Origin of the sequence: Enterococcus sp. ARL09-542, from assembly GCF_005234805.1 — a bacterium.
Classification (GTDB): domain Bacteria; phylum Bacillota; class Bacilli; order Lactobacillales; family Enterococcaceae; genus Enterococcus_D; species Enterococcus_D gallinarum.
The window spans coordinates 310,846-335,750 of sequence record NZ_QPQX01000001.1; the positions used below are offsets into that span (position 1 = coordinate 310,846).

Below are 24,905 nucleotides of genomic sequence, written 5' to 3' on the forward strand. Positions count from 1 at the left end.
ATCTGTGAAAGAGTTTCCAAAAAACGAAATTTTTATTTAATATGTTGAAAAAATTGTATATTACACATGTATTATAACAAACATAAACAAAATTGATAGGAGTTGTAACAATGGGGAAAAATTATAGTGCTCTTTCCAAAAGTATTATTGATTATGTTGGTGGAACAGAGAATATCATTAGTCTTTATCACTGTATCACTAGATTGAGATTCAAGTTAAAAGATGAAAGTATTGCACAAAAAAATACCGATGAAATTAAGAAGATTTCCGGTGTCTTGTCCGTCGTCGAAGCAAATAATCAGTACCAAGTCGTTATTGGAAATGAAGTGGAAGATGTCTATAAAACGATCATGGCTAACTATGACATTAAAAGCGCCTTGGGATCAGACGAGTCGGAAGCATTAGATGATGACCGATCTGGAAATATCTTCATCCGCTTCTTTAATACACTGTCTTCCATTTTTAATCCGATTATTATGCCTTTAGCTGGGGCAGGAATGATTAAAGCCTTGTTAGTGGTTTTAACGACCTATCATTTTATGTCAGCAGATGGAAGTACCTATAAGATTCTTTCAGCAGCCGGCAATAGTGTATTTTTCTTCTTACCGTTATTTTTGGCTTTTAGTGCGGCCAGAGTGTTTAGAACAAATCAATTTATTTCATTAGCAATTGTAGCAGCACTTTTAGAGCCTAATTTCACAGCATTAGTCACAGAAAATGGTGTGACGGTTGATTTCTTAGGTATTCCAGCAATTTTAATAGGGTATTCTGGAACTGTCATTCCTGCGATTATTTCCATTTACCTCTATTCAAAGTTAGAAACGCTGCTAAAGCGAATGATTCCAAAGAGTTTAGAAATTTTTTTGTTGCCAATGGTTGCCCTTCTTATTATGGTTCCGCTAACTGTGTTAGTTGTTGGACCAATCGGCGTTACATTAGGGGATGGGATTGGAAGCGCTATGAACTTTATCAGTGACCGCAGTGGGTTACTGGCTGGTTTGATTATTGGGGCAGGATGGACTTTCTTGGTAATGATTGGCATTCATTGGGGTGTTGTGCCAATCATGATCAATAATCTTGCAGTCTATGGTTATGACGTTATTCGACCAATGGTTGCGGCTGCCACTTTTGCAAGTGCAGGTGTGGCGTTAGGCGTATTTTTAAGAAGCAAAGATAAAAATGTTTAAAGTGCTCTCGCTATCTGCGATTGTACCAGCTTTACTTGGTGGGATAACTGAACCCATCGTCTATGGCTTGTCGGTAAAATATAAAAAACCATTGATTGCCCAAACAATCGCAGGTGGAATTGCTGGAGCTTTCATGGGAGCAATGCAGACAAAGGCGATTGTCTATGTTTTTCCAGCATTAACAACGTTACCAGCCTTTTTGGGTGATACCTTTGTTTATTACCTCATCGGAATCGCTCTTGCTTTCTTCCTGTCAGCAATTTTAACTTTTGCTTTTGGACTGGGAGAAGAATCTTCATCAAGTAATGATGAAACAGAAGGTCAAGTCAATACAATCAGTTTACCATTGGATGGGGAAGTGATTGAGTTAGAAAAAGTCAACGATCCAGTGTTTTCAGAAAAAACGATGGGTGACGGATTTGCTGCAATACCAACTGATGGCGTAATTAAAGCACCATTTAGTGGAAAGGTCGAACTGGTTTTTCCTACAAAACATGCGATTGGATTAAAGTCAACATCTGGTGTAGAAGTATTGATTCATATTGGCATCAATACCGTTGAATTAAACGGCAACTATTTTGATTTAGCTGTTAAAGCAGGCGATGACATCCAAAAGGGGCAAAGAATCGGAAGTGTGGATATTGAAGGCATCCAGTCTGAAGGCTATGATCCAACCACGATCCTTGTAGTAACCAATTTGGATGATCTTGATGAGGTAGACATTATCGACTCTAAGGGTAAAATCATCCAAACTTTCACTGGCAAAAAAACGATACAAACAGAAATAATAGCATAAAAACAACAATCTGAAAGAGGTAATCGAATGAATAAAAGCTATTTTCCCAAGAACTTTCTTTGGGGCGGAGCAATTGCGGCGAATCAAGTAGAAGGGGCTTGGAACGTTGATGGAAAAGGGATGTCGGTAGCAGATGTCGCAATGTACAAACCTGATGTAGATAGGACAGATTATATCAGTCAATGGCACGTGTCTCCTGAACAAATCGAGGAAGCCATGTAGTCAAAAAACGATAAGTTATTTCCGAAAAGACGAGGAATCGATTTTTATCATCGTTACAAAGAAGACCTGGCATTAATTAAAGAAATGGGACTGAAATGCTTAAGGGTATCTATTGCATGGACAAGATTATACCCCAATGGGATTGAAAGTGAACCCAATCAAGCTGGAATCGATTTTTACGTAAGCTTATTTAAAGAGATGAAGAAGAATGGGATTGAACCTCTAGTCACATTGTCTCATTATGAAATGCCATTATATTTAGTCAATGAATATGACGGCTGGGTTTCCCGAGAAGTGATCGACATGTTTGTACGATTTAGCAAAACTTGCTTTGAACATTTCGGAAAGTATGTAAACTATTGGCTGACTTTCAATGAAATCGATAGCGTCTTTAGACACCCCTTCACTACGATGGGAGTGGTGGAAGAAAAGTACAAAACAAAAAAAGAAGCTGAAGAGGCCATTTATCAAGCGCTACATCATCAGTTTGTAGCTAGTTCCCTAGCGACTAAATATGCCCATCAAATCATTCCTAATGCGCAGGTGGGGTGCATGGTTACAAGAGCTTTAGCTTATCCGTTAACCTCAAATCCAGTGGACGTGATGCTAGCCCAACAACATAATCGGGAGAACTACTTTTTTTCTGATGTGCAGGTTTTTGGAACGTATCCGACTTTTGTCAAAAATTACTGGCAAGAGAACAATTTTTCCATTGAAATGGTGGAAGGGGATGAGGAGATCATTCAGCAACACACAGTGGATTTTGTCTCTTTTAGTTATTATATGTCTATGATTAAAACAGAAGATGAAGAAGATCGGGAAAAAGTTGGCGGAAATTTAGTCACCAGTGTGAAGAATCCTTATCTTGATACAAGTGATTGGGGTTGGCAAGTAGATCCAACAGGATTGAAAATTGCATTAATCGACATGTACGATCGTTATAGAATGCCTCTGTTCATTGTTGAGAGCGGGATTGGTGCTTTTGATGCGTTTGAAGATGGAAAAGTGCATGATGATTATCGCATAAAGTATTTTGAAGACCATTTTAAAGCGGTCAATGAAGCCATCAGAAAAGGCGTTGAAGTAATGGGTTATACTACGTGGGGATGTATTGACTTAGTAAGTGCATCGACTTCTCAAATGTCAAAACGATATGGATTTATCTATGTGGATGCGGATGATGAAGGGAACGGAACCTATGATCGGTTTAAAAAGGATAGCTTTTACTGGTACAAACAGGTGATTGCGACTAATGGAGCTTCTTTGGTTAAAGAAAATAATTAAGGATTAAACATCAAAAAAAATTGAGAGCAAAGTTGTTTGGAAAGGCAACTTGCGTCAAAAGGTCCAATCATCTTGATTCGATGGTTGGACTATTTTATTGCAAAGCTGGGAAAAATAGCTAGTCGACCAAAGGCATCAAAAAAGGCGAACCGCAACTCTTAGGGAACAAACGAGCATTTTGTCATTAGTTGAAATATTTAAGCAAACTTGCGAAGAAAAGCGCAAAGGATTCAATGTTTTCAAAACAACTACACTAAACTGTTTTTTTATTTTTATGGTCCTAAAAGTAACCTTCGCAGTTCTAAATCCATAGCAATGCCATGTAATGTTATTTATCAATCTCATGTATGAGGAAGTTGTGAGAAAAAACTTCGCAAAAATTTAGTAAGCATTTAGTATATGGTCTGCTACTATATGTACACTGAATACTCCTTAAGGGTGGTTTAATAAATGAAAAAAAATGCTAGTAACAACGATGGGTCTACTGCTTTTTTTGGCTGGCTGTTCCGCAAATAAAACAGAGGAAACATCTTCTACAGAAAAAGTCGTGACAACGGAGTCAAGCACGTCTCAATCAATTTCAACCAAAACAGCTAACGCTACGAGTACCGAAGCGTCTAAAAGCAGGACCACTGAATCATCTGAACAACAATCGTCAAATGAGCAAAGCGCACAACCACAAGCTTCCACGAATACTGCACAAGCAAGTCAACCGGTGACACACGTTTTGTGGGATGCTTCCAAGTCTGCAGAGCTTGCGACGTTTATGCAGAGTTGGGGACAAGAAATGGGGCAGCAATATCGAAGCTATGACGACCATGTGCAAGCGAATTACTATGGTCTCCAAGTACCTCAAGATATTTTTGATGGTAAATGGACAACCGTCATTAATCAAACGCCCGTCTCGGTGGAGTGGTCAGAAAATGGTGAGGGACAAGCCGATTTTCAGATTGTGGCAATCTATTCGGACATCGACCATGCTACACCAGCTGGAGGGCATCTCTATTTCTTTGGCTTCCAGCAAAAGCAGCCAAAAGTTCTAATCACACAACAAAATCAAGGAAATCAAAACAATTATCTGTATTTTAAAGAGACAGCGAATGAATCATTAAAAAATGCATTTATTCAGCTTGCCAATCGTTAAACAGTGCTAAGATGAAGAACACTTGGAACTGAATGGCATGAAAAAGATTTTGAAAAAATTGTCGGGCTTTCTGAGTCAGACAAAAGAGGGTATCCAATGAAGAAACACTACTTTATGGCTTTTTTACTTAGTTTATTCTTTTTATTTGCTCTGCCAGTGCAGGGAATGGCAGTTGCTGGGGGACACGGCGGTGGTTCGACCAGTCGTGGCGGATCCGGTGGCGGCTTTGGCGGTGTCACAACAGTTGATGACTATTCGGATCATTATTCCAGAGCTTCTTGGGGAAGACGAGGGTATGGATATTATAGCCCCTATGGTTCATCATCAGTTATAGAAAATTATGTTTTGGTTGGGGCGTCAGTAGGCGGAGCCGCGATTCTCTCTTTAGTTAAACGAAAAAAAGACCAACGAACCAGAAGGAATGATTTATTCGCTCAAATTCCTGGTAATAAAAAGGAAAAGAAAAAACTGCTTGACGAAATCCAACAGACTTTTTTTGCGATCCAAACCGCTTGGGATCAAGAAGCACTTGAAAAATCCAGCAGACACTATACTGAAAAACTATTGTTGGAACACAGTCAAGTATTGCAACAGAATAAAGAGGATGGTATAAAAAATCATACAAAGAAAGTCATCCTACATCAAGTGGAGAATTATCGACAACTTCGTGCAGACAGCTTCTCCATTCGAATTGATTTCAGTTGTTGCGATTATGTGGAAGACCGGGTGAGTAAGCAGATCCTCTCAGGAAAGAAACATCGAAAACAATCTTTTTCTCAACTATGGTATTTTAACTATTCTGAGAAAGAGGGGAAATGGCAGGTTGATTTTATTCAACCAATTGATTTGGATTAAGCAAGAGCGGGCTGGTGATAGTCGTAGTTGTTGGGTTAAATGCATGCATACGATGAAACATTCTACTAAGTTTTAGGTTTTAGTTATTCGAGTTAAGTTATCCAGTAAAGTTGCTGACTCCTAATGCCTGACGTTTCGTACCGACGATAATCAGGAGGCGAAATAAAGGAAGCATTTCTATACGCAAACAGTTCAAAAAAATCTTTCGATCAGATAGACGGTTACGAACCGCTTTATCAAATCGAAAGATTTTTTTTCGGATGATCATTTTTTGACAAAAAAATATAAGCAAATTTAACTGGATAAAAATCAAAGAACCCCATCGTTTGACGAGTATCGAATTCTATATGAATAACTGCAAAAACAATGCGTTCAGCGTGAATCATTTCATTTTGAAAAATCTCAAATCAACTACAGTTTCCTTACCGGTTATGATTTTCTCAAGATATCAGTGCCTCTTTGATTCTGCAGTCCGCAGCGCATATGCGTCGAGCAAGATTCTAGCAAGGATCGAGAGGGGCAGTCTTGAACGAACTTCATAGTCTGGAAAGAAGGAGCCTTCTGATTTGAAGCCAACAAAAGGAATTTCGATATGCGCCATTAAGCTAGAGTGCCGATTGGCTGTCAGCAGAATGGTACCGATCTCCGCTTCATAACAGTTTTCAGCTGCGGTGATCAATTCTTTGGTTTCACCATTTAAAGAAACGAAGATCACGATATCTTCCTTTGATAGTTTCTTACTGATGTTCTTAATGATGTTGGGATCGGTATGCATCTCACAGTATTTGCCAGTAAGCTGAAATTTGACCATCATTTCTTGAGCAATCAGTTCAGAAAATCCACGAGCAAAAATCATGATTCGTCTAGCAGCTTTGATTCGTTGGATCGCGTCTTCGATATTGCCGCTTTCCACCATATTGATCGTGCGGATCACTTCTTGTTCATTCTTTAGAATCGCCGTCTTTATCCCTTCGTCCACCTTATCAAGCGCTGCAAAATTGATATTGGTATTATCTTTTTCTTTTAGTGAATGCTTGAAAGCAGTAAACCCCTCGTATCCTTTTTTCTTCATGGTACGAACAACAGTCGCCGTTGAAACGTTTGCATATTCACTTAATTTTATAATGGAGCAAGACGGAATCTCAAGGATATGACTTTGGATAAAATCCCACAGGTATTGCTCTGACTCACTTAATTTTGTATCCATGTTCTGCCTCCCTTCAGCTAGTCTTTATTGTAAATCGAAAGATTCACCTACTTCAAGGTCATGAAGTATTTCTTGTAAAAGTTTTCAGCGGTTTTGTTTATTTATGAAAACATTTACATCAAGTAGTGATCCATAATAGGTTTGTAGGAAAGGAGGGGCGCAAATGGCTGTTTATACATGTACGTTAAATCTAGCGATCGATCTTTTTATCGAAACAGATGAGATGAAACCATTTCAAGTGAATCGCACAAAGGATGATGATATCCAAGCCAATGGAAAAGGGGTCAATGTCTCATTGATCATGAAAAAACTTGGTATCGATAGTACAGCATTAGGGTTCAAAGCTGGTTTTACTGGTAATTATATTGAGGACTACTTGCATCAACAAGCGATTCAGACCGATTTTATTCCCGTTCCGGGATTTACGCGAATCAACGTTTTTACGCATGTAAATCGCGATAATAAGGAGTACAAACTTGTGAATAAGGGACCTGAAATTTCAAAAAAGCAGATCAATCTTTTGCTAGAACAAATTAGACATCTGCAAGCTGGTGACTATCTCTGTATATCTGGGAGTATGCCACAAGGTGTCTCGCCCAAAATTCTTATAGCAATCAGTCGTATTTGCTTTGAAAAGCAAGTGAATCTGATTATTGATTCAAGTTATTCAGAGGTGTTGGAATGTCTGCCTTATCAGCCTTTCTTGTTAAAGCCCAATGAAGAAGAGCTGCAAGCATGGTATCAGACCGAAATCAATGATCGCAAAGGCTATATCGACTACGCCAAACGATTGGTGGCTAGTGGTGCGCAACATGTGCTGCTCTCTTTAGGAGGAGAAGGCGGCCTTCTCTTGACAAAAGATACGGTCTACTCTGGAAACTCTCCTAAAGGCAAAGTAGTGAATACAGCATGTGCTGGAGACACGTTGTTAGGAACATTTCTTGCAGGGTATTTAACAGGTGAGCCGCTGGATGTCAATTTGAAGAAAGGATTAGCTGCTGGAAGTTCAACCGCTTTTCGTAAGGGACTAACTGATTTTTCGGATGTTGCAGAGTTGGAAGAACAAATTGAAATCAAAAGAAGGAGCGAATAAAAAATGACCACTTACAAGATTGTTGCTGCAACGGGCTGTCCCACTGGGATCGCCCATACCTATATGGCACAAGAAGCGTTGGAACAAGCCGCCAAACGCAAAGGAATAGCTATTAAAGTAGAGACTCATGGACAAGTGGGGATAGAAAACCAGTTAACGCCAGAAGAGATAAAAAATGCAGATGCGGTCATTATTGCTGCAGATAAAGATGTCCAAGCGGAACGTTTTGCGGGAAAACGCGTGATCAATGTTCCGGTCAGCAAAGGAATCAAAGATGCCGATCAGCTAATTGAAGAAGCATTGAGAGGGTCGCTGATTGCAGAAAACAAGACGGTCGATGCATTGGAGCAAGCAGATGGGGGAATGGCTGCCGGAATCGGACATAGTATTTATAAAAATCTGATGAATGGTGTTTCTCATATGCTGCCATTTGTCGTAGCAGGGGGCGTGATCATCGCCGTCTCATTCGCAATCTGGGGTGTCTACTCTTTTGATCCTAATGATCCCACCTATAATCCGACATCAGCGATGTTAAAAGGAATTGGGGATACAGCAATGGGAATGATGGTCCCTATTTTAGCGGCTTACATTGCTGAAGGGATTGCTAAACGACCTGGTTTGGTGGTGGGATTTGTCGGCGGCCTGTTGGCCAATGCTGGTGGCGCTGGTTTTCTAGGCGGGATCTTTGCTGGATTCTTAGCTGGGTACTTTATTCTGTTCTTGCAAAAAGTCATGAAAGGATTACCGAAACAATTAGATGGATTGAAGGCTATTTTCTTATATCCAGTGATTGGTGTTTTAGTCATTGGTGTGGTGATGTCTTTGTTAGCAAGCCCGATGGAGGCGATCAATCAAGGTATGATGGATTTCTTGGCAGGATTCCAGAATTCGAATCCATTGATTTTAGGCATCATTGTTGGCTGTATGTCCGCATTTGATATGGGCGGTCCCGTCAATAAAGCCGCTTACGTTACGGGAACGGCATTGTTAGCTCAAGGAAACCATACCTTTATGGCAGGTGTTTCTGCGGCATGTATCGCGCCACCATTGATTACGGGATTTGCTGTCTTATTTTTTGGGAAATATTTTGATACGAACGACCGCAATGCAGGGCTAGTCAACTTTATTTTAGGATCAACGCATATTACTGAAGGGGCGATTCCATTTGCAGCCAAAGATCCTCTGCGTGTTCTGCCTACGATGATGTTGGGTTCATCGATCGCAGCGGTTTTGACCTATATGTTTGGAGTCCAAGTTCCTGCTCCTCATGGCGGCTTCTTAGTATTGCCGGTTGTCACGGGGAAAATTGCTTGGGTAGGTTCGATTTTACTTGGCTCGATCATAGGTGGAGTGATTTTAGGGTTCATCCAAAAACGCAGTGTACAAAAACGTGAAGCAGAAGTTTCAGCTGATGAATGGAAAGAAACAGCGAAAGAATAGAAAAGAGGAAGACAAATGACGTTGATCAAAACAGACCACATTTTTATGAAGCGAGATTTTGTGACACAAGACGAAATAATGACCTTCCTTGCAGCACAAGCAGTTATTCTAGGCATCAGCAGTGATCAAGCTGCTGTTTATAGAAAATTGCTAACAAGAGAAGAGGAGAGTACAACGGGGATGATGGATGGATTTGCTATCCCTCATGCGAAAGATCACAGTATCGAAGAAGCCAATGTCATCATCGTCCAATTAAATAGCAAAATCGATTGGAAAAGTTTGGATGGGGAAGGAACTGATTTTATTATTGCTCTTTTTATACCTGATTCAGAAGCGGGAACGACACATTTGAAACTATTGTCTCAAGTGGCACGGCTTTTGATGCATAAAGAGGTGACAAATTGTTTGAAGCAAGCACAGTCTCCTGATGAAATTGCCGAAATTTTAAATGGAAAACTGGCAGAAAACTAAAAAAGGAAGTAGTGAAAGCATGACATTATCAAATAAGCAAGCATATATCCAACAGCTATGTAATGAAAATGGCATTATTAGTGCTTTAGCCATTGATCAACGAGGGGCTTTGAAAAAAATGATTGGCAGATTCCAAGACCATTCAGTCACGACAGAGCAAATCAGTGCCTTCAAAAAAATCGTGTCAGCCGAGTTGACGCCCTATGCCTCAGCAATTTTACTAGATCCAGAGTATGGATTGCCAGCAGCCCAAGTTCGGGATGAACAAGCTGGATTATTGTTAGCCTACGAGAAAACCGGTTATGATGCTTCAACTCCGGGTCGTTTGCCTGATCTTTTGTCCAACTGGTCTGTGAAACGGCTAAAAGAAAATGGCGCGGATGCTTGTAAGTTTTTGCTCTATTATGATGTGGACGAACTTGACGAGATCAATGATCAAAAGAAGGCATTTATCGAACGGATTGGTTCGGAATGCCTTGCTGAAAATCTACCATTTTTCTTAGAACTGGTTTCTTATGATGCTGCTATCCCAGATACCACTTCGAAAGAATATGCTTTGAAAAAACCTCATAAAGTAAATGATATGATGCGAGAATTTTCGCAAGCATACTATGGCGTTGATGTCTTGAAAGTGGAAGTCCCTGTGAATATGAACTATGTAGAGGGCTATGCGGAGGAAGCTGCTTATACTAAAGAAGAAGCGGCGGTTTATTTCAAAGAGCAAGCGGAAGCAACGGATCTGCCCTATATTTTCTTGAGTGCAGGGGTTTCAGCTGAATTGTTCCAAGAAACACTGCAATTTGCCAAAACATCCGGCTCAAAATTCAATGGCGTACTTTGTGGACGAGCAACCTGGGCAAACGGTGTAGAGCCTTTTGTGACTCAGGGAGAAGGTGCGGCGAAAGAGTGGCTGCAGACCCAAGGACGTACAAATATTGAAGCGCTAAACAATGTTCTGCAAAAGACTGCTACACCGATTCGCTTGTAATAAAAACGTCCTTTAGAAACAACTGAAATTCAATTCTATCGGTTCCTTCGTTCTCTTCAGTGAATGAAGGGCCTTTTTGTTTGGATGAACCAAACGAATAGCGGTCAAGAATTTCTAGTTAGGTGGTAGAATAAAGCTAGTATTCGTTGTTACAGATAAATAAGGATGCGTTCTTTTCCCGAAAATCTGAGATAACAGTAGGAAAAATGTTGTGTCATAGAAGAAAGGAGTTTTCGATGGAAACTCGTGTATTAAAGTATTTTCTAGCAATAGCCGAGGAACAAAATATTACCCAAGCAGCTAAAAAGCTGAACATTACGCAACCCACTTTAAGCAGACAAATTCGAGAGTTTGAAGAGCGTTTGCACACAGAATTGTTTGTGCGCCAAAATAAGAAACTTTATTTAACAGAAGCAGGTCTGTTTTTAAAAAAGCGCGCAGAAGAAATTCTTGAATTGAATCAGAAAACAGAACAAGAATTGTTCAATTATCAGGAGACGATTCTGAATGGACAAATTGCGATTGGTTGTGTGGAAGCAGAAAACTCCTATTTGCTCACACAAATCATCGAAGAAATGGTTACTGATCACCCCCAAGTGTCTTTTACTATTTTTAGCGGAACTAGTAATGATATTCTGGAAAAACTTGATAAAGGCTTGCTTGATGTGGCGATTTTGATTGATCCTGCAACGACGGATCAATACAATCGGCTGACCATTGCCTAAGAAAGAAGTCTGGGGGCTGTTTGTTGCAAATGAACACCCGTTGGCTGATCAAAGCAGTATCTCACCTGCAGACATCCTCACCACACCGTTGATTTGTTCGAGTCGTAAAGAAGTTTTGGAAATGTTTTGCACGTGGGGGGGATTCGTTGAAGAAGAGTTGACAATCGTTGGGAGATACAATTTGATTTTTAATGTGCTTTTATTGGTCGAAAACAATGTTGGTGCTGCTTTAGCAATTGCTGGAGCGATTCATCATCGAGAAAACCAAATAAAATTCATCCCCTTTTCGCCACCTCTGGAAACGAACTGTGTTCTGGTATGGAGGAAAGAGACGATTTTGGCGCCGACAGTCCAAACATTTTTGAAGAAATTCAAGCATGCTTTGCAAGCATAGAAATCAGCTTAACAAGTATTGGACGTTATGTGGATCAAGCAGTAACATGAACTTGTAAGTTATTGAAAGGATTGCCGCTTTATTGATTGTGAAAGCTGACAAAATGGCACAATGGTATCAGACAAAGAGGTATGCAAGGAGGAGACAAGCAATGGCAAAATTTGAAGAGGTAAAAGATGGCGTGATTTTCCCAAGTGGCGCAAAAAATGAAGCGTATGCCCAATACTTTGTTGGACAAAGTTATTTAAACACTTTAGTTGCAGACCCCTCGGTCAATGTTGGCGTTGGGAATGTAACTTTTGAGCCAGGTTGCTGCAATAATTGACATATTCATCATGATGGTTATCAGATTTTGCTGATTACTGGTGGTGAAGGCTGGTATCAAGAAGAAGGAAAACCAGCCCAATTTTTGACAGCAGGAGATATTGTCGTCACCCATGATGGCATCAAGCATTGGCATGGCGCAGCAAAAGATAGCTGGTTTGAACATCTGGCTATTACTGCCGGAACGCCTGAATGGCTCGAAGCTGTGGCGGAGGAAGACTATCAGCAGTTACAAAAATAAGGGGGCAATGAGAATGAAAAAACAAACAGCAGGAAGCGAACGATTGGGTGACTTCGCCCCTCAGTTTGCGGCATTGAATGATGACGTATTATTCGGAGAAGTGTGGTCTAGAGAACAAGAATTGTCCGCCAGAGATCGCAGTTTGATCACTGTTGCCAGCCTTTTGACACAAGGTGTGCCTCAATTAGAAGCTCATTTACGAATCGCCAAAGAAAATGGTGTGACTCAAGCAGAGATCGTTGAATTGATCACACACTTGGCTTTCTATGCCGGATGGCCTAAAGCATGGTCGGCATTCAATTTAGCCAAAGAAATTTATGCGGAAGAATAATTTTTCAGTCCTTTTTACCAGCAGGTTGATTCATTGGTTTCTCCCTTTTTCTGTAGTAGAGTAAAGATAAGCACTTACTAAAGAGGAGGAGTATCATGAAGGAAACACAATTGACGATCGAGACATTGCAACGGGCCCAAGAACGATTTGAAGAAACGTTGGCGCAAATGAGTATCGCGGAAGCGAACACGATGCCGGAGCCACTGATTAAGTCAGTCACTTGGCTGATCTGGCATACCGCTCGCGAAATCGATCTGCAGATTTCCGCATTAGCGGATCAAGAACCACTTTGGCTAGCGGACTGGACGAAGCGATTTGCTTTGGATTTGCCTGACGATACAGAAGATTGGCGTCATACACCAGAAGAAGCCGCCAAGGTAATTGTTAATCAAAAAGAACTATTAGTGGATTATCTTTCTGCTAGTGTCGAGTTAGCAGTTAATTACCTTCAGTCTATCGATGAAACTAGCTTATCAGAAGTGATTGATGAGAACTGGACGCCAGCTGTGACACGACAAGCTCGGATCGTCTCCATCGTCGATGATGCAGTCATGCATTCGGGCCAAGCAGTCTATACAAGGAGATTAGTGATTGGGAAATAAAAGTTTTTAATGACATCAGAAATTTGAATCTTTGGCTGTTTTCTTGAAATATCGCTAAAATCTTCTTTAGAGCATTTACACCGGTGACGGGTTCCCTTATGATAAGCAAGGGAACCCGTTTTTTTGGGGTAAATCATTGATGACAGGAGCAATTAAAATAAATGAGAAATATTAAACTTACGATTGAATATGATGGCAAGCGCTATCTGGGGTGGCAACGTTTAGGCGATTCTGATCGAACGATCCAAGAGAAAATTGAAAGTATTTTGACACAAATGACAAATGAAAAAATCGAAATCATCGGGTCTGGACGTACAGATGCAGGGACGCATGCGAGAGGACAAGTAGCCAATTTCAAGACAGCAAGCGATTTGTCCCCCGAAAAAATGTTGCAATTCCTGAATCGCTACCTACCTCAAGACATCGTCATCAAAGAGGTCGCAGAAGCCTCTGAACGGTTCCATGCCCGTTACAATGCGACCGGCAAACAATACAGTTATTATGTTTGGAATAGTCCGATTCCAACCGTATTTGAACGTCATCGGAGTTTTCATTGTCCGCAAGAGCTTGATTGGGACAAAATGCAAGCAGCTTGTGAGAAGTTTATTGGCACTCATGATTTTATTGGCTTTTCTGCATTAAAAAAGACCAAAAAATCCACTACTCGTACAATCGAGGAACTCTCACTCACAAGAGAAGGAGATATGCTGCGTTTTCGCTTTAAAGGAGATGGCTTTCTTTATAAAATGGTACGGATCATCACCGGGACGATTTTAGAGATTGGTGCGGGTACAATGGACATTTCGGCGATCGATGAGATATTTACGAATCAAGTCCGAAAAGCAGCCGGAGAGACAGTGCCTTCCCAAGGATTGTTCCTAGATGCTGTTTACTACCACTAAAAAAATAGAGCTTAAAAGTAAGGTGACATTATGGAATTTGCTAAGGCAGATTTTGATTTATTCGATCGTGAGGTATTTGCCTTTAAACAAATCAAAGACATCTACCCACCAGAAACAATTCAGCGGCTGAAAGAGGATTATCAGATGAGCTGGCAAAAATGGAAACATATCCAAATGACTGTCGCAACCAATGTATCAGCAGACCTTCAACCGAAAGTTGAGAGTTGGACGAATGGTTGGAATTTGCGCAGTCATTTTTGGTGTGCTTATCGGAATGAGGCACATCCGAATCAAAATGCCTGCCTAGCTGCATTGATCAATCAAAAGCAATATCAAGTCTATTTCATGTTCCAACATTACAAAAGTGGCCAACGTTCAGGGAGTTTAGCAGCCTATAATGACTTACGCTGGCAGATTGAAGAATGGAGCAAAGACAAAAATTTGGCTGATTATTATATTTGGCCACAGGTGGAACATGAACTAGAAGATCATTGCCCATTAGCTGTATACCTCTCAGAGCCGCAAAAACAAAGACAACTTGAAGAAAAGCTGCAAGGACGCAGTTTTCAAATCGGCAAACTTTGGTTTCCATCAGAGAGCATCGAAGATGTTGAGAGATTGACGACTGAAGCATTAGAAGAATTAAGTCCATTGTATTTTTCACTAACAAGATAAACAATGCTCTTAAGATAACCAAACAGCAAAATACCTCGAACTGAACGATAGCTGATTTCTGTTCTACAGGAATTTCAGACCCTCCTATGTTGATGGTCTGTACCGCTATTTGTTCGGTTTTTTTGTCATTTAGAGAATTTTTTCTTTGGTCAGAAAGCGAATCAGTAGGCCAGATGAAGGAAATATGGTAATTTGCATATAAATCATTTCAAGTAATTGCAAGAGGATGGAACACTTCAAAGTTTTGCTGGCAGAGAGGATGAGAAGGATGGACGAGGAACGATTAAGACAGCTTTACAATTTGATCATCAATCCAGGGACAAGAGATTGGGAACGATCCCAGTTGTTGGCAGCCCGAGATCGGTTAGAATCCGGACAAGAACAAAAAAATGTCCTATCAGAGTTGGAAGCTGCTTTGCGACCATTGGCACTTCGAGGCAACTTGACACCGGATTTACAGGATTTTTATGATCAGTTAAGAGGGATAGAAACAACTCAAACAACTCAAAAAACAAAGACACATCAAATCACTGACTGGAGTCATCAAGAAACAGCCATTTTTGCGGGGGGTTGTTTTTGGTGTATGGTGGAGCCTTTTGAACAGAAAATAGGGATCACTTCTGTTCTTTCAGGATATACCGGCGGGAATATCCCGCATCCCACGTACGATCAAGTCAGTAGCGGGTTAAGCGGACATGTAGAAGCAGTGGAAATCATTTTTGACAATCTGTTGATTACGTATGAGGAGCTAGTCTCATTGTATTGGCAGTTGACGGATCCCACAGATGCTGGTGGACAGTTTCAAGATCGGGGAAAGCAGTACCGACCAATCATTTTTGTCGGAGATCCGCAGCAACAAGCGATTGCTGAAGCGTCAAAAGAACAGCTGCAAAGGGCAGGTCATTATGCAAAACCAATCATCACAGAGATTAGACCAACCACGACTTTCTGGCCAGCCGAGAATTACCATCAAGGGTTTTACCAAAAAAATCCTCATCGGTATCGCCGGATTCAACGTGCCCGCAAACAATTGCTGGTCTATCAGCGGATTAAGCGATTCTTCAGTGGAACCAGATAATTGATAAAAGTGGCTGGTCAGAATAGGCAGAACAGCCGCTTTTGTTTCACTTTGATGCAAATGATTTAGACAATCGGCTAAAAAAAGATCGTTTTTTTTAGAATAACGTCCAAAGAAAGCGGATTCACATTCGCGTAAAATAGAAAACAGGAAGATAGGCAGAAAAGGAGAAAAGGAAGAATCATTCCCACAAAAAAGCGGTGTATTTGTATGTCCGACAACTTCAAAGGATTCACCAACGGCATCTTGTGGCCGTTTATTAGTAGTGGACAGTGCAGGGAATGATTCTTAGGGAGGAGTGGCTCAGAGAACTTGTAGCTGAATAGCAAGTAGTGAAAGGGGTAGTTTTTTAAGAGTGATCTCATTTTGATTTCAATAGGTAATCGGCAGTAATTGTTTTATAAAAGGAGAAAGCAGGCCCCGTTTGAGTTTCTCTAAATGGAATAACCTATTTTGCTAGTTACGTAATAGACTGAATCATTCGTTTTTTTCAATGCATTTATTTTTATCCAAAAAAGGACGTGGAAAAATGAAAACATTTAAAAAATGGGTTTTTTTGCTTGCTGCTATGTTTGTAGGAATGTTTTATGGCATTGCTGTACATGCTGAAGAAGCAATTGACCAAATCGTTGCACCAACAGGATTTAAAGCTATTTTGGTTTTAGTTCCATTGGTCTTGGTTTTAGTTCTTTTATTTAGAAAGGTAGATATGATCATTGCTGGACTGGTTGCTGGTATACTAGCAATGATCATCGGAGGTATCAGTTTAGCAGAAGCCAATACGCAACTGCTGGAAGCTGTGCCAACGATGTTGAGTATCACTGTCCCCATCATCAATTCTGCTGTGGCAATGGCTGTTTTCAAAGCGGGAAGCTATACGGCAGCTTTGACTTTGGCTAAACGAGGAACAAAAGGCAAGGTAGAATATGTTTCTGCATTTATTGTCATTTTGCTTGCAGCAGCTACTTATATGTCTGGTATTGGCGGCGGCAGTGCAATGGTGATCGCACCACTGGCTTTTGCAGCAGTGGGAGTGGTTCCAGAATTGATTGCAGCCATGTCGCTAGCGGCAGCTGTCTCGTTTACAACTTCTCCTGCCTCCTTAGAATCAAGTATTGTTTCCAAACTGGGCGGCTTTAGCGTTTCTTCTTATGTTGTTGAGATGCGTCCTTTTTGGTTGTTGTTTGTCGTGTTAGCTATCGCTTTGGCTTTTTGGGGAACGAAGCGCCGGCACATCGGCTTTAAAGCTTCTGCAGAAAATGAATATGAAACAAAAAGTAATGGCGAGTTGTTCAAAATCACATTACCAGCGATTTTCTTGCTTTTTGCAGTTATATTCGGCCCGCTAGTCAATGAGTTGATTGGTTTTGTTTTCTTCACACCGCTTGTTTATATGGTGATCACATTAGCATTGATTTACTTATGTACTGATTTTTCAATGAATCAATCGGTGGAAGCAATGGTAGATGGATCAACGTATATTCTGACTCGTCTTTTTCAAGTGGGAATCTTCTTGGCATTCATCAATATCATTGCGCAAACAGGAACGTTTGCCGTCATTGCTGGGGTAGCTCAAAATGCACCGGAATTTGTTGTAGTACCTGTGGCGATTTTAACCGGAGTCTTGATTGGCATTCCTGCTGGAGCGTATGTGGGCTCAGTGTTGACACTTGTTTTGCCAGTCGCCGTTTCCCTAGGATTCCCACCGATTGCTTTAGGTTTTGTCACAATGGGCGTGGGCTTAGGCAGTCAAATGAGTTTCGTCAACATCACGATGCAAGCATTATCTTCAGGATTCCAAATCCCCATTTTGGATGTGGTCAAAGGAAATGTGAAATGGCTAAGTCTTGCTTCAATTATATTGTTGTTCATTGGTTTGATTTTTGGGTAAGTAAGAGGGAGGAAAAGAAATGGATCTACTAATTAAACAAGCAAGAATCGAGGATGGAGAAGAGTTAAAAGACGTTGGCATTACTGCTGGCAAAATCGTCGAGATCGCACCATCCATCGAAACAGTTGCAAATGAGACCATCGAAGCCAATGGACGAGTGCTGATTCCCGGTCTTGTAGAAAGCCATATTCATTTGGATAAAGCATTGATCGCTGACCGTGAACCCAACAATTCCGGCACATTGCAAGAAGCTATCGCGGTTACTGCAAAATTAAAGCCAACTTTCACAGAGGAAGACATATACCAACGGGCAAAACAAGCACTTGAGATGCTGATCGTTCATGGTACGACAGCTGTGCGGACTCATGCAGAGTTTGATCCAGCCCAAAGATTTACGGGCTTTGATACAATCATGCGATTAAAAGAAGAATACAAGGATTTGATTGATATGCAAGTTGTCGCATTTCCCCAAGAAGGAATCTTCAAGGCGCCTGGTACTGATAAGATGATGATCGAAGCAATGGAAAAAGGTGCCGACGTTGTAGGGGGAATTCCTTATAATGATGCACCAGCCAATGAGCATATTGATTTGGTTTTTTCGATTGCCAAACAGTTTGATAAAGACATTGATCTCCATCAAGATTTCGCCGATGAAGCGGATGAGACATCAATTGTTTATCTGTGTGAGAAGACCATTAAAGAAGGCTATCACGGGCGTGTCTCCGTAGGTCATTTGACCGCGTTGCATGCGATGCCGCCTGAAAAATTAGCAGAAGTCATCTCATTGATGGCGGAAGCACAAATCAATGTCATGCCATTGCCTGCCACCGATCTTCATTTAGGGGCGAGAAACGATCCTTATAATGTGCGTCGTGCAGTCACTCCGATTCGCAAATTAAGAGATGGTGGTGTAAATATCTGCTTAGGAAGCAACAACATCCGCAATGCCTTCACACCTTATGGGAATGGGGACTTGATTCAGATTGCGATGCTAGCTGTTCCAGTTGCCCACTTAGGTGGGGCTGCCGACTTGCCGACGGTTTTACCGATGATCACTACCAACACGGCGAAAGCGTTGAAACTAGCTGATTATGGATTAGCTGTTGGTAAAAAAGCCGATCTTGTATTGTTAGATACAAAGTCGAAAAGCAATGCATTGATTGATATTCCCGAACGGGTTTATGTGATCAAGAACGGTCGTGTAACGGTTAAAATCGAGAAAACGATCGAAATCTTACGTTAAGGATCATGGAAAGATATTCTTTAGTGGAAAGGGGCGCAAATCAGTTCACTGACACAAAGGATATATCCTAGCTAGAGTTTGTTTTTTGATTCAAGGGGACAAAAACGACTGATTGCTGATCCATTGAAGTGGAATAGCAACATTCTAAACACAATACCTGCTCTTTTTTCTGATAGGAGAGCAGGTGTTGTGTTTTTTGGGGGAAAGGATGAATAACAAAATCAGCTGCAGTGACTGAATATTTCCTTCCTTTAGATACCATTACTTCACAATATATAGTATTTTTTAATCTTTTTCTTACACTCTGTTCACTATATATTGTATTTACTTTTTTTAAAGATTAGGTAAAATGGATCTTGAAGTTTGGAAGGAGCGCTGTTTTTGTCATAATCGTTTAGCAGGGATTTGTGTCGAAGTGAGGCAAACAAGCATAAAGAATCCGCCATTACGACTCTGAGAAACGCACGAGTTTAGACGACAACCTGTTAGCAGAAGAGTGCCCGTTATTGGGAAAAGGACCTTCAATCTTGTAATACCTGCTGGATTTGATACACTAGAGAGGTTGCCACTGAGACATTAGTCGCGAGAAATCTTTTGTTATCAAAGAGAAATCAGTAAACAAGGTCTTTTATGAGTATTTTGCTGCTAACCAAATGCCATGTAAAGATACGCCTACGTTTTGAATCAGCTTCAGTGTTAGGTTTATCAGTGAGGGAAAAAGCGAGACAAGGATGGCTCAACGATATTTTAGTAAGAAGGATGGATGCATGTGTTATTGATAGCAGGAACGATTGGAGCAGGTAAAAGTAGTTTGACCGATTTTTTATCGAAGGAAATGGCTTCAAAACCATTTTATGAAAATGTTGAGGACAACGATGTGTTACCATTGTTCTACTCAAATCCAGAAAGATATGCTTTTTTGTTGCAAATCTTTTTTTTGAATAAAAGTTTTCTTGCAATGCGGGAAGCCTTGTCTCACGATGACAATGTGATCGACCGTTCGATTTATGAAGACAGCATGATGTTTCATTTGAATGCAGATCTTGGAAGGATCTCACCAATGGAAGTCGAGCAATACGACAATTTATTGAACACGATGCTGCGTGAGTTGGAAGACTCCGCCCCAATGAAACAACCAGACTTGATGATCCACATCAAAGTTTCTTTGGAGACTATGATCGATCGGATCGGTAAGCGAGGACGTTCGTATGAACAGGTGGCAAATGATCCAAGTTTGTATGATTACTACAAATTGTTGAACGAACGTTATGATGCTTGGTATGAAAATTTTGATGTCTGTCCGAAAATGCAGATCGATGGGGATGAACTAGATTTTGTAGCAGACCCTCAAAACTTGAACAAAATTATGAAAATGATCGAAACAAAGCTAGCCGAGATACGTACAGGAAAAGAGAAAGGAAGCTATCAAACCCAGCGGGCTGTCGTAAAAGGCGATTTCTCAGAAAAGTGATTGTTCCATAGAGTCTTCCCCTTCACAAGTGAAAAATAAAATCAAAAGAGGGTGCCTGTTTTCAAAAAAACATGCTAAAATCATATCGATACTGAATGGCTGCCAAAGTTGAAGCAGAGAGGGGAAAGGCAATTGAATGTAGAGAAATTTATTGCAGCACGAAAGGCTGTTGGGATGTCACAAAAAGAACTTTCAGAGGGTATTTGCACACAAGCAACTCTGAGCAGGTTTGAAAATAATGGACAAGTCCCTTCCTTGAAAATATTGATCAAGTTATGCAATCGAATCAATCTGCCTTTAGTGGATCTTTTTTCTTCAATCAATGTGGTGAATTCACAACTAGATGAACAACTAGAAAAAGCTGAATTTTCGCTGATTACCAGTGAATTTGAACAATTGGCTCAAATTTTGGAGAAAATCGATCCCAAAACGATCAAAGACGCCGATTTAAGAGCTCGTTATTATTATCTTAAAGGATTCGAGATGGTTTTTAACCAGGCGCCGTTCACGGATGTCTTGTTCCATTTTGATCAATTGCTGATGTCAAAGACGACCGACACAGTATTTCAACTGCTGGCCTACACGGGGATCGGCATCGCTTATGCGCGTGAAGCTGAGTTGGAAAAAGCGGAAGTATATTTCGATAAAGTATTTAGCGAAATTTATACGTATCCCATCCAAACAACGGAAGACATCTGGCGCGTTTTGAATATCGTTTTCCATTGCGGGGTTTTTTACGCGCAAACGAATGATCTTGAAACCAGCAACGCACTATTAAATTATGCGATCGCCATTTGCTCAGAGAATCATTTGACCTATTATCTGGCCCGTGCAGCTGCACAGTTGGCCAAAAATGCCCAAGCTGCCGGCGAACCAGCTTCTGTCATTCTAGAATTGATACAAGATGCACTTGCGTTTGCAAAAATCAACAAAAATCGGCTGTTGATCAATGAGTTAAATCAGATGAAAAAACAGCTATAATGATGCATGACTAAAGCAAATGAAAATGAGTCGTTATTTTTGATCCGTTTTATAGGGAACAACCTTTGATCTAGCAACGAAAGATCGAAGGTTGTTCTTTTTTTATATAAAATTAGCGCGGCTTTGTATATAAAAAAATATATAATAATATTGACAAAAATGTTTTAAAGGAGTATTCTCTGATTGTGAAAATACTAACAAAAATGATGGTTCGCTAGCGAGTCGTTTGATTTTTGGAATCAAAGAAGGGATACAAATGGGTGAAAACTTTTTTCGAGAAGAAACAAGGGTCATTCATCGAATGGGTACAACCATCACATTACAAGTTGCCCATAACGATCCAATGTGGTTGCTATCAGAATTAGAACGCCTGCTGCATGAATATGAAACACGATTTAGCGCAAACGATCCCCACTCAGAATTGATGGCGGTGAATCACGCAGCTGGTCAACATCCTGTGGTCGTCGATCCAGAACTTTATGAGCTAATCAAAATCGGCAAATATCATAGTTGCGCAGCAGACAGTCACTTGAATATTGCGATTGGTCCTCTTGTCCAAAGATGGCGGATCGGATTTACGGATGCAAAAGTCCTCACACCCTCAGAAGTAACTGCACTATTGCCATTGACAGACCCGCAACAAATTCGTCTGAATGAGGAAGAGCAAAGTGTCTTCTTGGAAAAACAGGGAATGCTGCTAGACCTCGGTTCATTAGCTAAGGGCTACATTGCTGATAAATTACGAATGTACTGTCATCAGAACCATGCTGTTTATGCTTTGATCAATTTAGGTGGTAATATCGTGACCTATGGCGCGTCTCCAAAACATCAGGATGGTTTTTGGCGTATAGGTATAAGAGACCCCCAAGGAACAAGGCAGCAATCATTGGAGATCATCAAAGTCAAGAATGCCTCTCTTGTGACTTCTGGTATCTATGAACGCTATTTACAGCAAGGAGCATCCGTTTATCATCACATCATTGATCCAAAAACAGGCTTTCCAACCAAAAGTGACTTAGCGAGTCTGACCATTGTTTCTAAGTCATCGTTGGAAGGAGAAATCTGGACAACTCGTTTATTTGGTAAACCGATCGTTCAAGTGGTGGATCAATTGAAAGCTCAGACCGGAATCGAAGGAATCTTTGTCACAAGGGAGAATCGGGTCTGCCACACGTCAGGGATCAAAGAAAATTATTTTGGAAAGGAAGAATAAAAAATGAAATTTATAGGCTTAGTAGGAACCAACTCATCACGATCAACGAATCGCGATTTGTTAAACTTCATGAAAAACTTTTTTGCTAGTGAAGCGGAGATCGAACTTGTCGAAATCGCCGGTCTTCCCTTATTCAATAAGCCGGAAGACCATGAGTTGCCGGAAGCAGTCAGAAGGATTGCAGAAAAAATTGAAGCTGCTGATGGCGTGATCATCAGTACCCCAGAATATGACCACGCCGTTCCAGCTTCGCTGATCAATGCCTTGAATTGGCTTTCTTATGGTATTTTTCCTTTTGTTGATAAGCCCGTTATGATCACAGGGGCGTCGTATGGCACACTAGGGTCTTCCAGAGCACAGGCTCATTTGCGGCAGATTTTAGATTCACCGGAATTAAAAGCACGGATCATGCCAAGTTCAGAATTTCTTTTGGGGCACTCATTGCAAGCTTTTGATGAACAAGGACGCCTGAAAGATGAAGAGCAAGTAACAAAATTGCGGGAACTATTCAGTGATTTTCTCTTGTTTGTGACGATCACAAGTCAGTTACAACATGCCCATCAAGCCAATAAACGTGAAGCAGAAAATTTTTCTTGGGAAACCATTTAATTGCGATAGGAGATAGAAAAGATGAAATTAATCGGTATCGTCGGATCAACAGCAGAAGTTTCAACCAATCGAAAATTATTAACATTCATCAAAAAACAATTCACCGAACTTTTTACTTTGGAACTGGTCGAAATCAAAGATTTGCCATTATTCAATCAAGATGATGATCAAACGAACAGTCCAGAGATCCAGCAACTAAATCGAAAAATCATTTTAGCCGATGGCGTAATCATTGCTACACCAGAGCACAATCATACAGTACCAGCAGGCCTGAAAAGTGTCTTGGAATGGCTTTCATTTAAGATTCATCCTCTTGAAAATAAGCCAGTAATGGTCGTGGGTGCTTCGTATTATGATCAAGGAACTTCCAGATCACAGTTGCATTTGCGTCAAATCTTGGATGCCCCAGGAGTCAATGCACTTGTGATGCCGGGGAATGAGTTTTTACTAGGAAAGTCAAAAGAAGCTTTTGATGAAGATGGGAATCTGATCGATCAACGAACAATTGATTTTTTAGGCAGCACGTTAGCAAGCTTCGTCAAATTTATTAACGTAGTCTCTGCATTAGCTGGACCTAAACAATTGCCACCAGAAGATTTACATGCGACTGGGAAGATCGCTACAACGGTGGAAGGCGTTGATATGTCTGATGATCAATGGCTTGAGAAAGCTGCAGAAGCAGTAGGGGCCGTTTCTGGAAATACTTATGTTCAGTTAAATCGTGGATTATTGACCGTCGATCAAATCAATTATTTTTTAGATTCAATGCCGATGGAGTTGACCTTTGCGGATAGCAATAATCAATTCTTGTATTATAACTTGCGTCAAGAAGCCCATGAAATGTTGGCAGCTCGTGTTCCCGGTCAGGTGGGCAATCCATTAGCAAACTGTCACCCTGAAAAATCATATAAAAATGTGGAATGGGTGATCCAACAATTGCGCAGCGGCGCTACAGATGCTGTTCGGGTTCATGTACCAAAACAGGTTCCAGAGAAATACATTGTCCACAATTACCAAGCCATGCATAATGAAAATGGCGAATATGCAGGTATCAACGAGTATATTCTAGATTTCAAACCAATCATTGAATGGTATCTGCAACAAACCGGTCAAAAATTGGTGGGAAACGAAGATGCTGTCTCTAGCGCTTCTGTTCACGAGAACTCAGATGCTGTTACCAGTGCTTCTGTCCACGAAGATAACGCAGAGTCAGCTACGACAACTGGTGCGTCAGAGGCTGTCGTAGTCGATGCTGTTTCTAGTGCATCTGTAAAATAAAAGAGGACTAAATTTTTCCTATCCTAAAGGAGATAGAGGAATAAAATGATTCGATCAAAACTTACTGAGTGCAACTTCTTGTTTGCTCCAGAATAGTTTTGATCTTTTTTATATCACTTGAACCGCATAATTGACGGCAATGAGAGAGCATCGTCTTTTCTGATAGATTAACTGAGATCAAGTGATTCACGAAACTTTCTTGAAAAATTTGCATATTTCGATTTTCATTCCTATAATTGATAGGGAGGCCGTTGCTTCTC

General features: G+C 40.7%; 22 protein-coding genes and 3 pseudogenes. 23 read left to right on the top strand and 2 right to left on the bottom strand.

The window, feature by feature from the left end; all coding sequences use genetic code 11:
* Positions 1-110: 110 nt before the first annotated feature.
* The 5 genes and pseudogenes from DVW06_RS01425 to DVW06_RS01445 all read left to right on the top strand — a co-directional run bounded on the left by DVW06_RS01425 (position 111) and on the right by DVW06_RS01445 (position 5,488).
* The gene (locus DVW06_RS01425) at positions 111-1,187 is read left to right on the top strand and encodes a PTS transporter subunit EIIC (RefSeq protein ID WP_003125835.1); all 1,077 of its coding nucleotides are present in this window, start codon (positions 111-113) and stop codon (positions 1,185-1,187) included.
* A complete protein-coding gene (locus DVW06_RS01430) occupies positions 1,180-1,983 on the top strand; it encodes a glucose PTS transporter subunit IIA (protein ID WP_123866645.1) in 804 nt (267 codons plus the stop codon). The genes DVW06_RS01425 and DVW06_RS01430 overlap by 8 nt, the downstream gene beginning before the upstream one ends.
* A gap of 27 nt (positions 1,984-2,010) precedes the next feature.
* Positions 2,011-3,489 (top strand): annotated as a pseudogene (locus DVW06_RS01435) (glycoside hydrolase family 1 protein).
* Between the two features lie 460 nt (positions 3,490-3,949).
* A complete protein-coding gene (locus DVW06_RS01440; protein WP_117474431.1) occupies positions 3,950-4,633 on the top strand; it encodes a DUF4767 domain-containing protein in 684 nt (227 codons plus the stop codon).
* Positions 4,634-4,729: 96 nt separating this feature from the next.
* Positions 4,730-5,488, top strand: coding sequence for a TIM44-like domain-containing protein (locus DVW06_RS01445; RefSeq protein WP_029486531.1), 759 nt, complete (start codon positions 4,730-4,732; stop codon positions 5,486-5,488).
* A 97-nt stretch (positions 5,489-5,585) separates the two neighbouring features.
* Here the strand turns inward: DVW06_RS01445 and DVW06_RS17335 are convergent, their stop codons facing one another.
* On the bottom strand, positions 5,586-5,756 hold the full coding sequence (locus tag DVW06_RS17335; RefSeq protein ID WP_003125842.1) for a hypothetical protein: 171 nt from the start codon (positions 5,754-5,756) through the stop codon (positions 5,586-5,588).
* 180 nt (positions 5,757-5,936) lie between these two features.
* Entirely contained in the window at positions 5,937-6,695 is a 759-nt protein-coding gene (locus DVW06_RS01450) for a MurR/RpiR family transcriptional regulator (RefSeq protein WP_003125844.1), read from the bottom strand.
* A gap of 163 nt (positions 6,696-6,858) precedes the next feature.
* Between DVW06_RS01450 and pfkB the strand changes: the two genes are divergently transcribed.
* The 18 genes and pseudogenes from pfkB (at position 6,859) to DVW06_RS01540 (ending at position 24,645) form a co-directional block, all read left to right on the top strand.
* Complete coding sequence (gene pfkB / locus DVW06_RS01455) at positions 6,859-7,788, top strand: 1-phosphofructokinase (protein WP_003125850.1); 930 nt, start codon at positions 6,859-6,861, stop codon at positions 7,786-7,788.
* Positions 7,789-7,791: 3 nt separating this feature from the next.
* Positions 7,792-9,228 (top strand): PTS fructose transporter subunit IIC, encoded by a 1,437-nt coding sequence (locus tag DVW06_RS01460; RefSeq protein WP_005470752.1) that lies wholly within the window; start codon positions 7,792-7,794, stop codon positions 9,226-9,228.
* Positions 9,229-9,243: 15 nt separating this feature from the next.
* On the top strand, positions 9,244-9,699 hold the full coding sequence (locus DVW06_RS01465; protein WP_029486533.1) for a fructose PTS transporter subunit IIA: 456 nt from the start codon (positions 9,244-9,246) through the stop codon (positions 9,697-9,699).
* A gap of 19 nt (positions 9,700-9,718) precedes the next feature.
* Positions 9,719-10,687, top strand: a complete 969-nt coding sequence (lacD, locus tag DVW06_RS01470) for a tagatose-bisphosphate aldolase (protein WP_137264324.1) — start codon at positions 9,719-9,721, stop codon at positions 10,685-10,687.
* 236 nt (positions 10,688-10,923) lie between these two features.
* Positions 10,924-11,806: pseudogene (locus DVW06_RS17800) on the top strand (LysR family transcriptional regulator).
* A gap of 151 nt (positions 11,807-11,957) precedes the next feature.
* Positions 11,958-12,371: pseudogene (locus DVW06_RS01480) on the top strand (cupin domain-containing protein).
* A gap of 13 nt (positions 12,372-12,384) precedes the next feature.
* Positions 12,385-12,702: a carboxymuconolactone decarboxylase family protein gene (locus DVW06_RS01485; protein ID WP_005470766.1), complete on the top strand. Its 318-nt coding sequence runs from the start codon at positions 12,385-12,387 to the stop codon at positions 12,700-12,702.
* Positions 12,703-12,797: 95 nt separating this feature from the next.
* Positions 12,798-13,304 carry a DinB family protein gene (locus DVW06_RS01490; RefSeq protein WP_003125858.1) on the top strand — a complete coding sequence of 169 codons (507 nt, stop codon included), beginning with the start codon at positions 12,798-12,800 and terminating at the stop codon, positions 13,302-13,304.
* 161 nt (positions 13,305-13,465) lie between these two features.
* Positions 13,466-14,206: a tRNA pseudouridine(38-40) synthase TruA gene (gene truA, locus DVW06_RS01495; RefSeq protein WP_003125859.1), complete on the top strand. Its 741-nt coding sequence runs from the start codon at positions 13,466-13,468 to the stop codon at positions 14,204-14,206.
* 30 nt (positions 14,207-14,236) lie between these two features.
* Positions 14,237-14,881 (top strand): glucose-6-phosphate 1-dehydrogenase family protein, encoded by a 645-nt coding sequence (locus DVW06_RS01500; protein ID WP_005470767.1) that lies wholly within the window; start codon positions 14,237-14,239, stop codon positions 14,879-14,881.
* A gap of 268 nt (positions 14,882-15,149) precedes the next feature.
* Positions 15,150-15,959 (top strand): peptide-methionine (S)-S-oxide reductase MsrA, encoded by an 810-nt coding sequence (msrA, locus tag DVW06_RS01505; protein ID WP_174784156.1) that lies wholly within the window; start codon positions 15,150-15,152, stop codon positions 15,957-15,959.
* A 580-nt stretch (positions 15,960-16,539) separates the two neighbouring features.
* Complete coding sequence (locus DVW06_RS01510; protein ID WP_369915129.1) at positions 16,540-17,850, top strand: citrate transporter; 1,311 nt, start codon at positions 16,540-16,542, stop codon at positions 17,848-17,850.
* Positions 17,851-17,869: 19 nt separating this feature from the next.
* The gene (locus DVW06_RS01515) at positions 17,870-19,093 is read left to right on the top strand and encodes an amidohydrolase family protein (protein ID WP_137264325.1); all 1,224 of its coding nucleotides are present in this window, start codon (positions 17,870-17,872) and stop codon (positions 19,091-19,093) included.
* Positions 19,094-19,862: 769 nt separating this feature from the next.
* A complete protein-coding gene (locus DVW06_RS01520; RefSeq protein ID WP_081842106.1) occupies positions 19,863-20,564 on the top strand; it encodes a deoxynucleoside kinase in 702 nt (233 codons plus the stop codon).
* 132 nt (positions 20,565-20,696) lie between these two features.
* Entirely contained in the window at positions 20,697-21,545 is an 849-nt protein-coding gene (locus tag DVW06_RS01525) for a helix-turn-helix domain-containing protein (protein ID WP_021150175.1), read from the top strand.
* A gap of 256 nt (positions 21,546-21,801) precedes the next feature.
* Complete coding sequence (locus DVW06_RS01530) at positions 21,802-22,758, top strand: FAD:protein FMN transferase (protein ID WP_003125867.1); 957 nt, start codon at positions 21,802-21,804, stop codon at positions 22,756-22,758.
* A gap of 3 nt (positions 22,759-22,761) precedes the next feature.
* Positions 22,762-23,367, top strand: coding sequence for an NADPH-dependent FMN reductase (locus DVW06_RS01535; protein WP_021150173.1), 606 nt, complete (start codon positions 22,762-22,764; stop codon positions 23,365-23,367).
* A 21-nt stretch (positions 23,368-23,388) separates the two neighbouring features.
* The gene (locus DVW06_RS01540; RefSeq protein ID WP_137264326.1) at positions 23,389-24,645 is read left to right on the top strand and encodes an NAD(P)H-dependent oxidoreductase; all 1,257 of its coding nucleotides are present in this window, start codon (positions 23,389-23,391) and stop codon (positions 24,643-24,645) included.
* Positions 24,646-24,905: the final 260 nt, after the last annotated feature.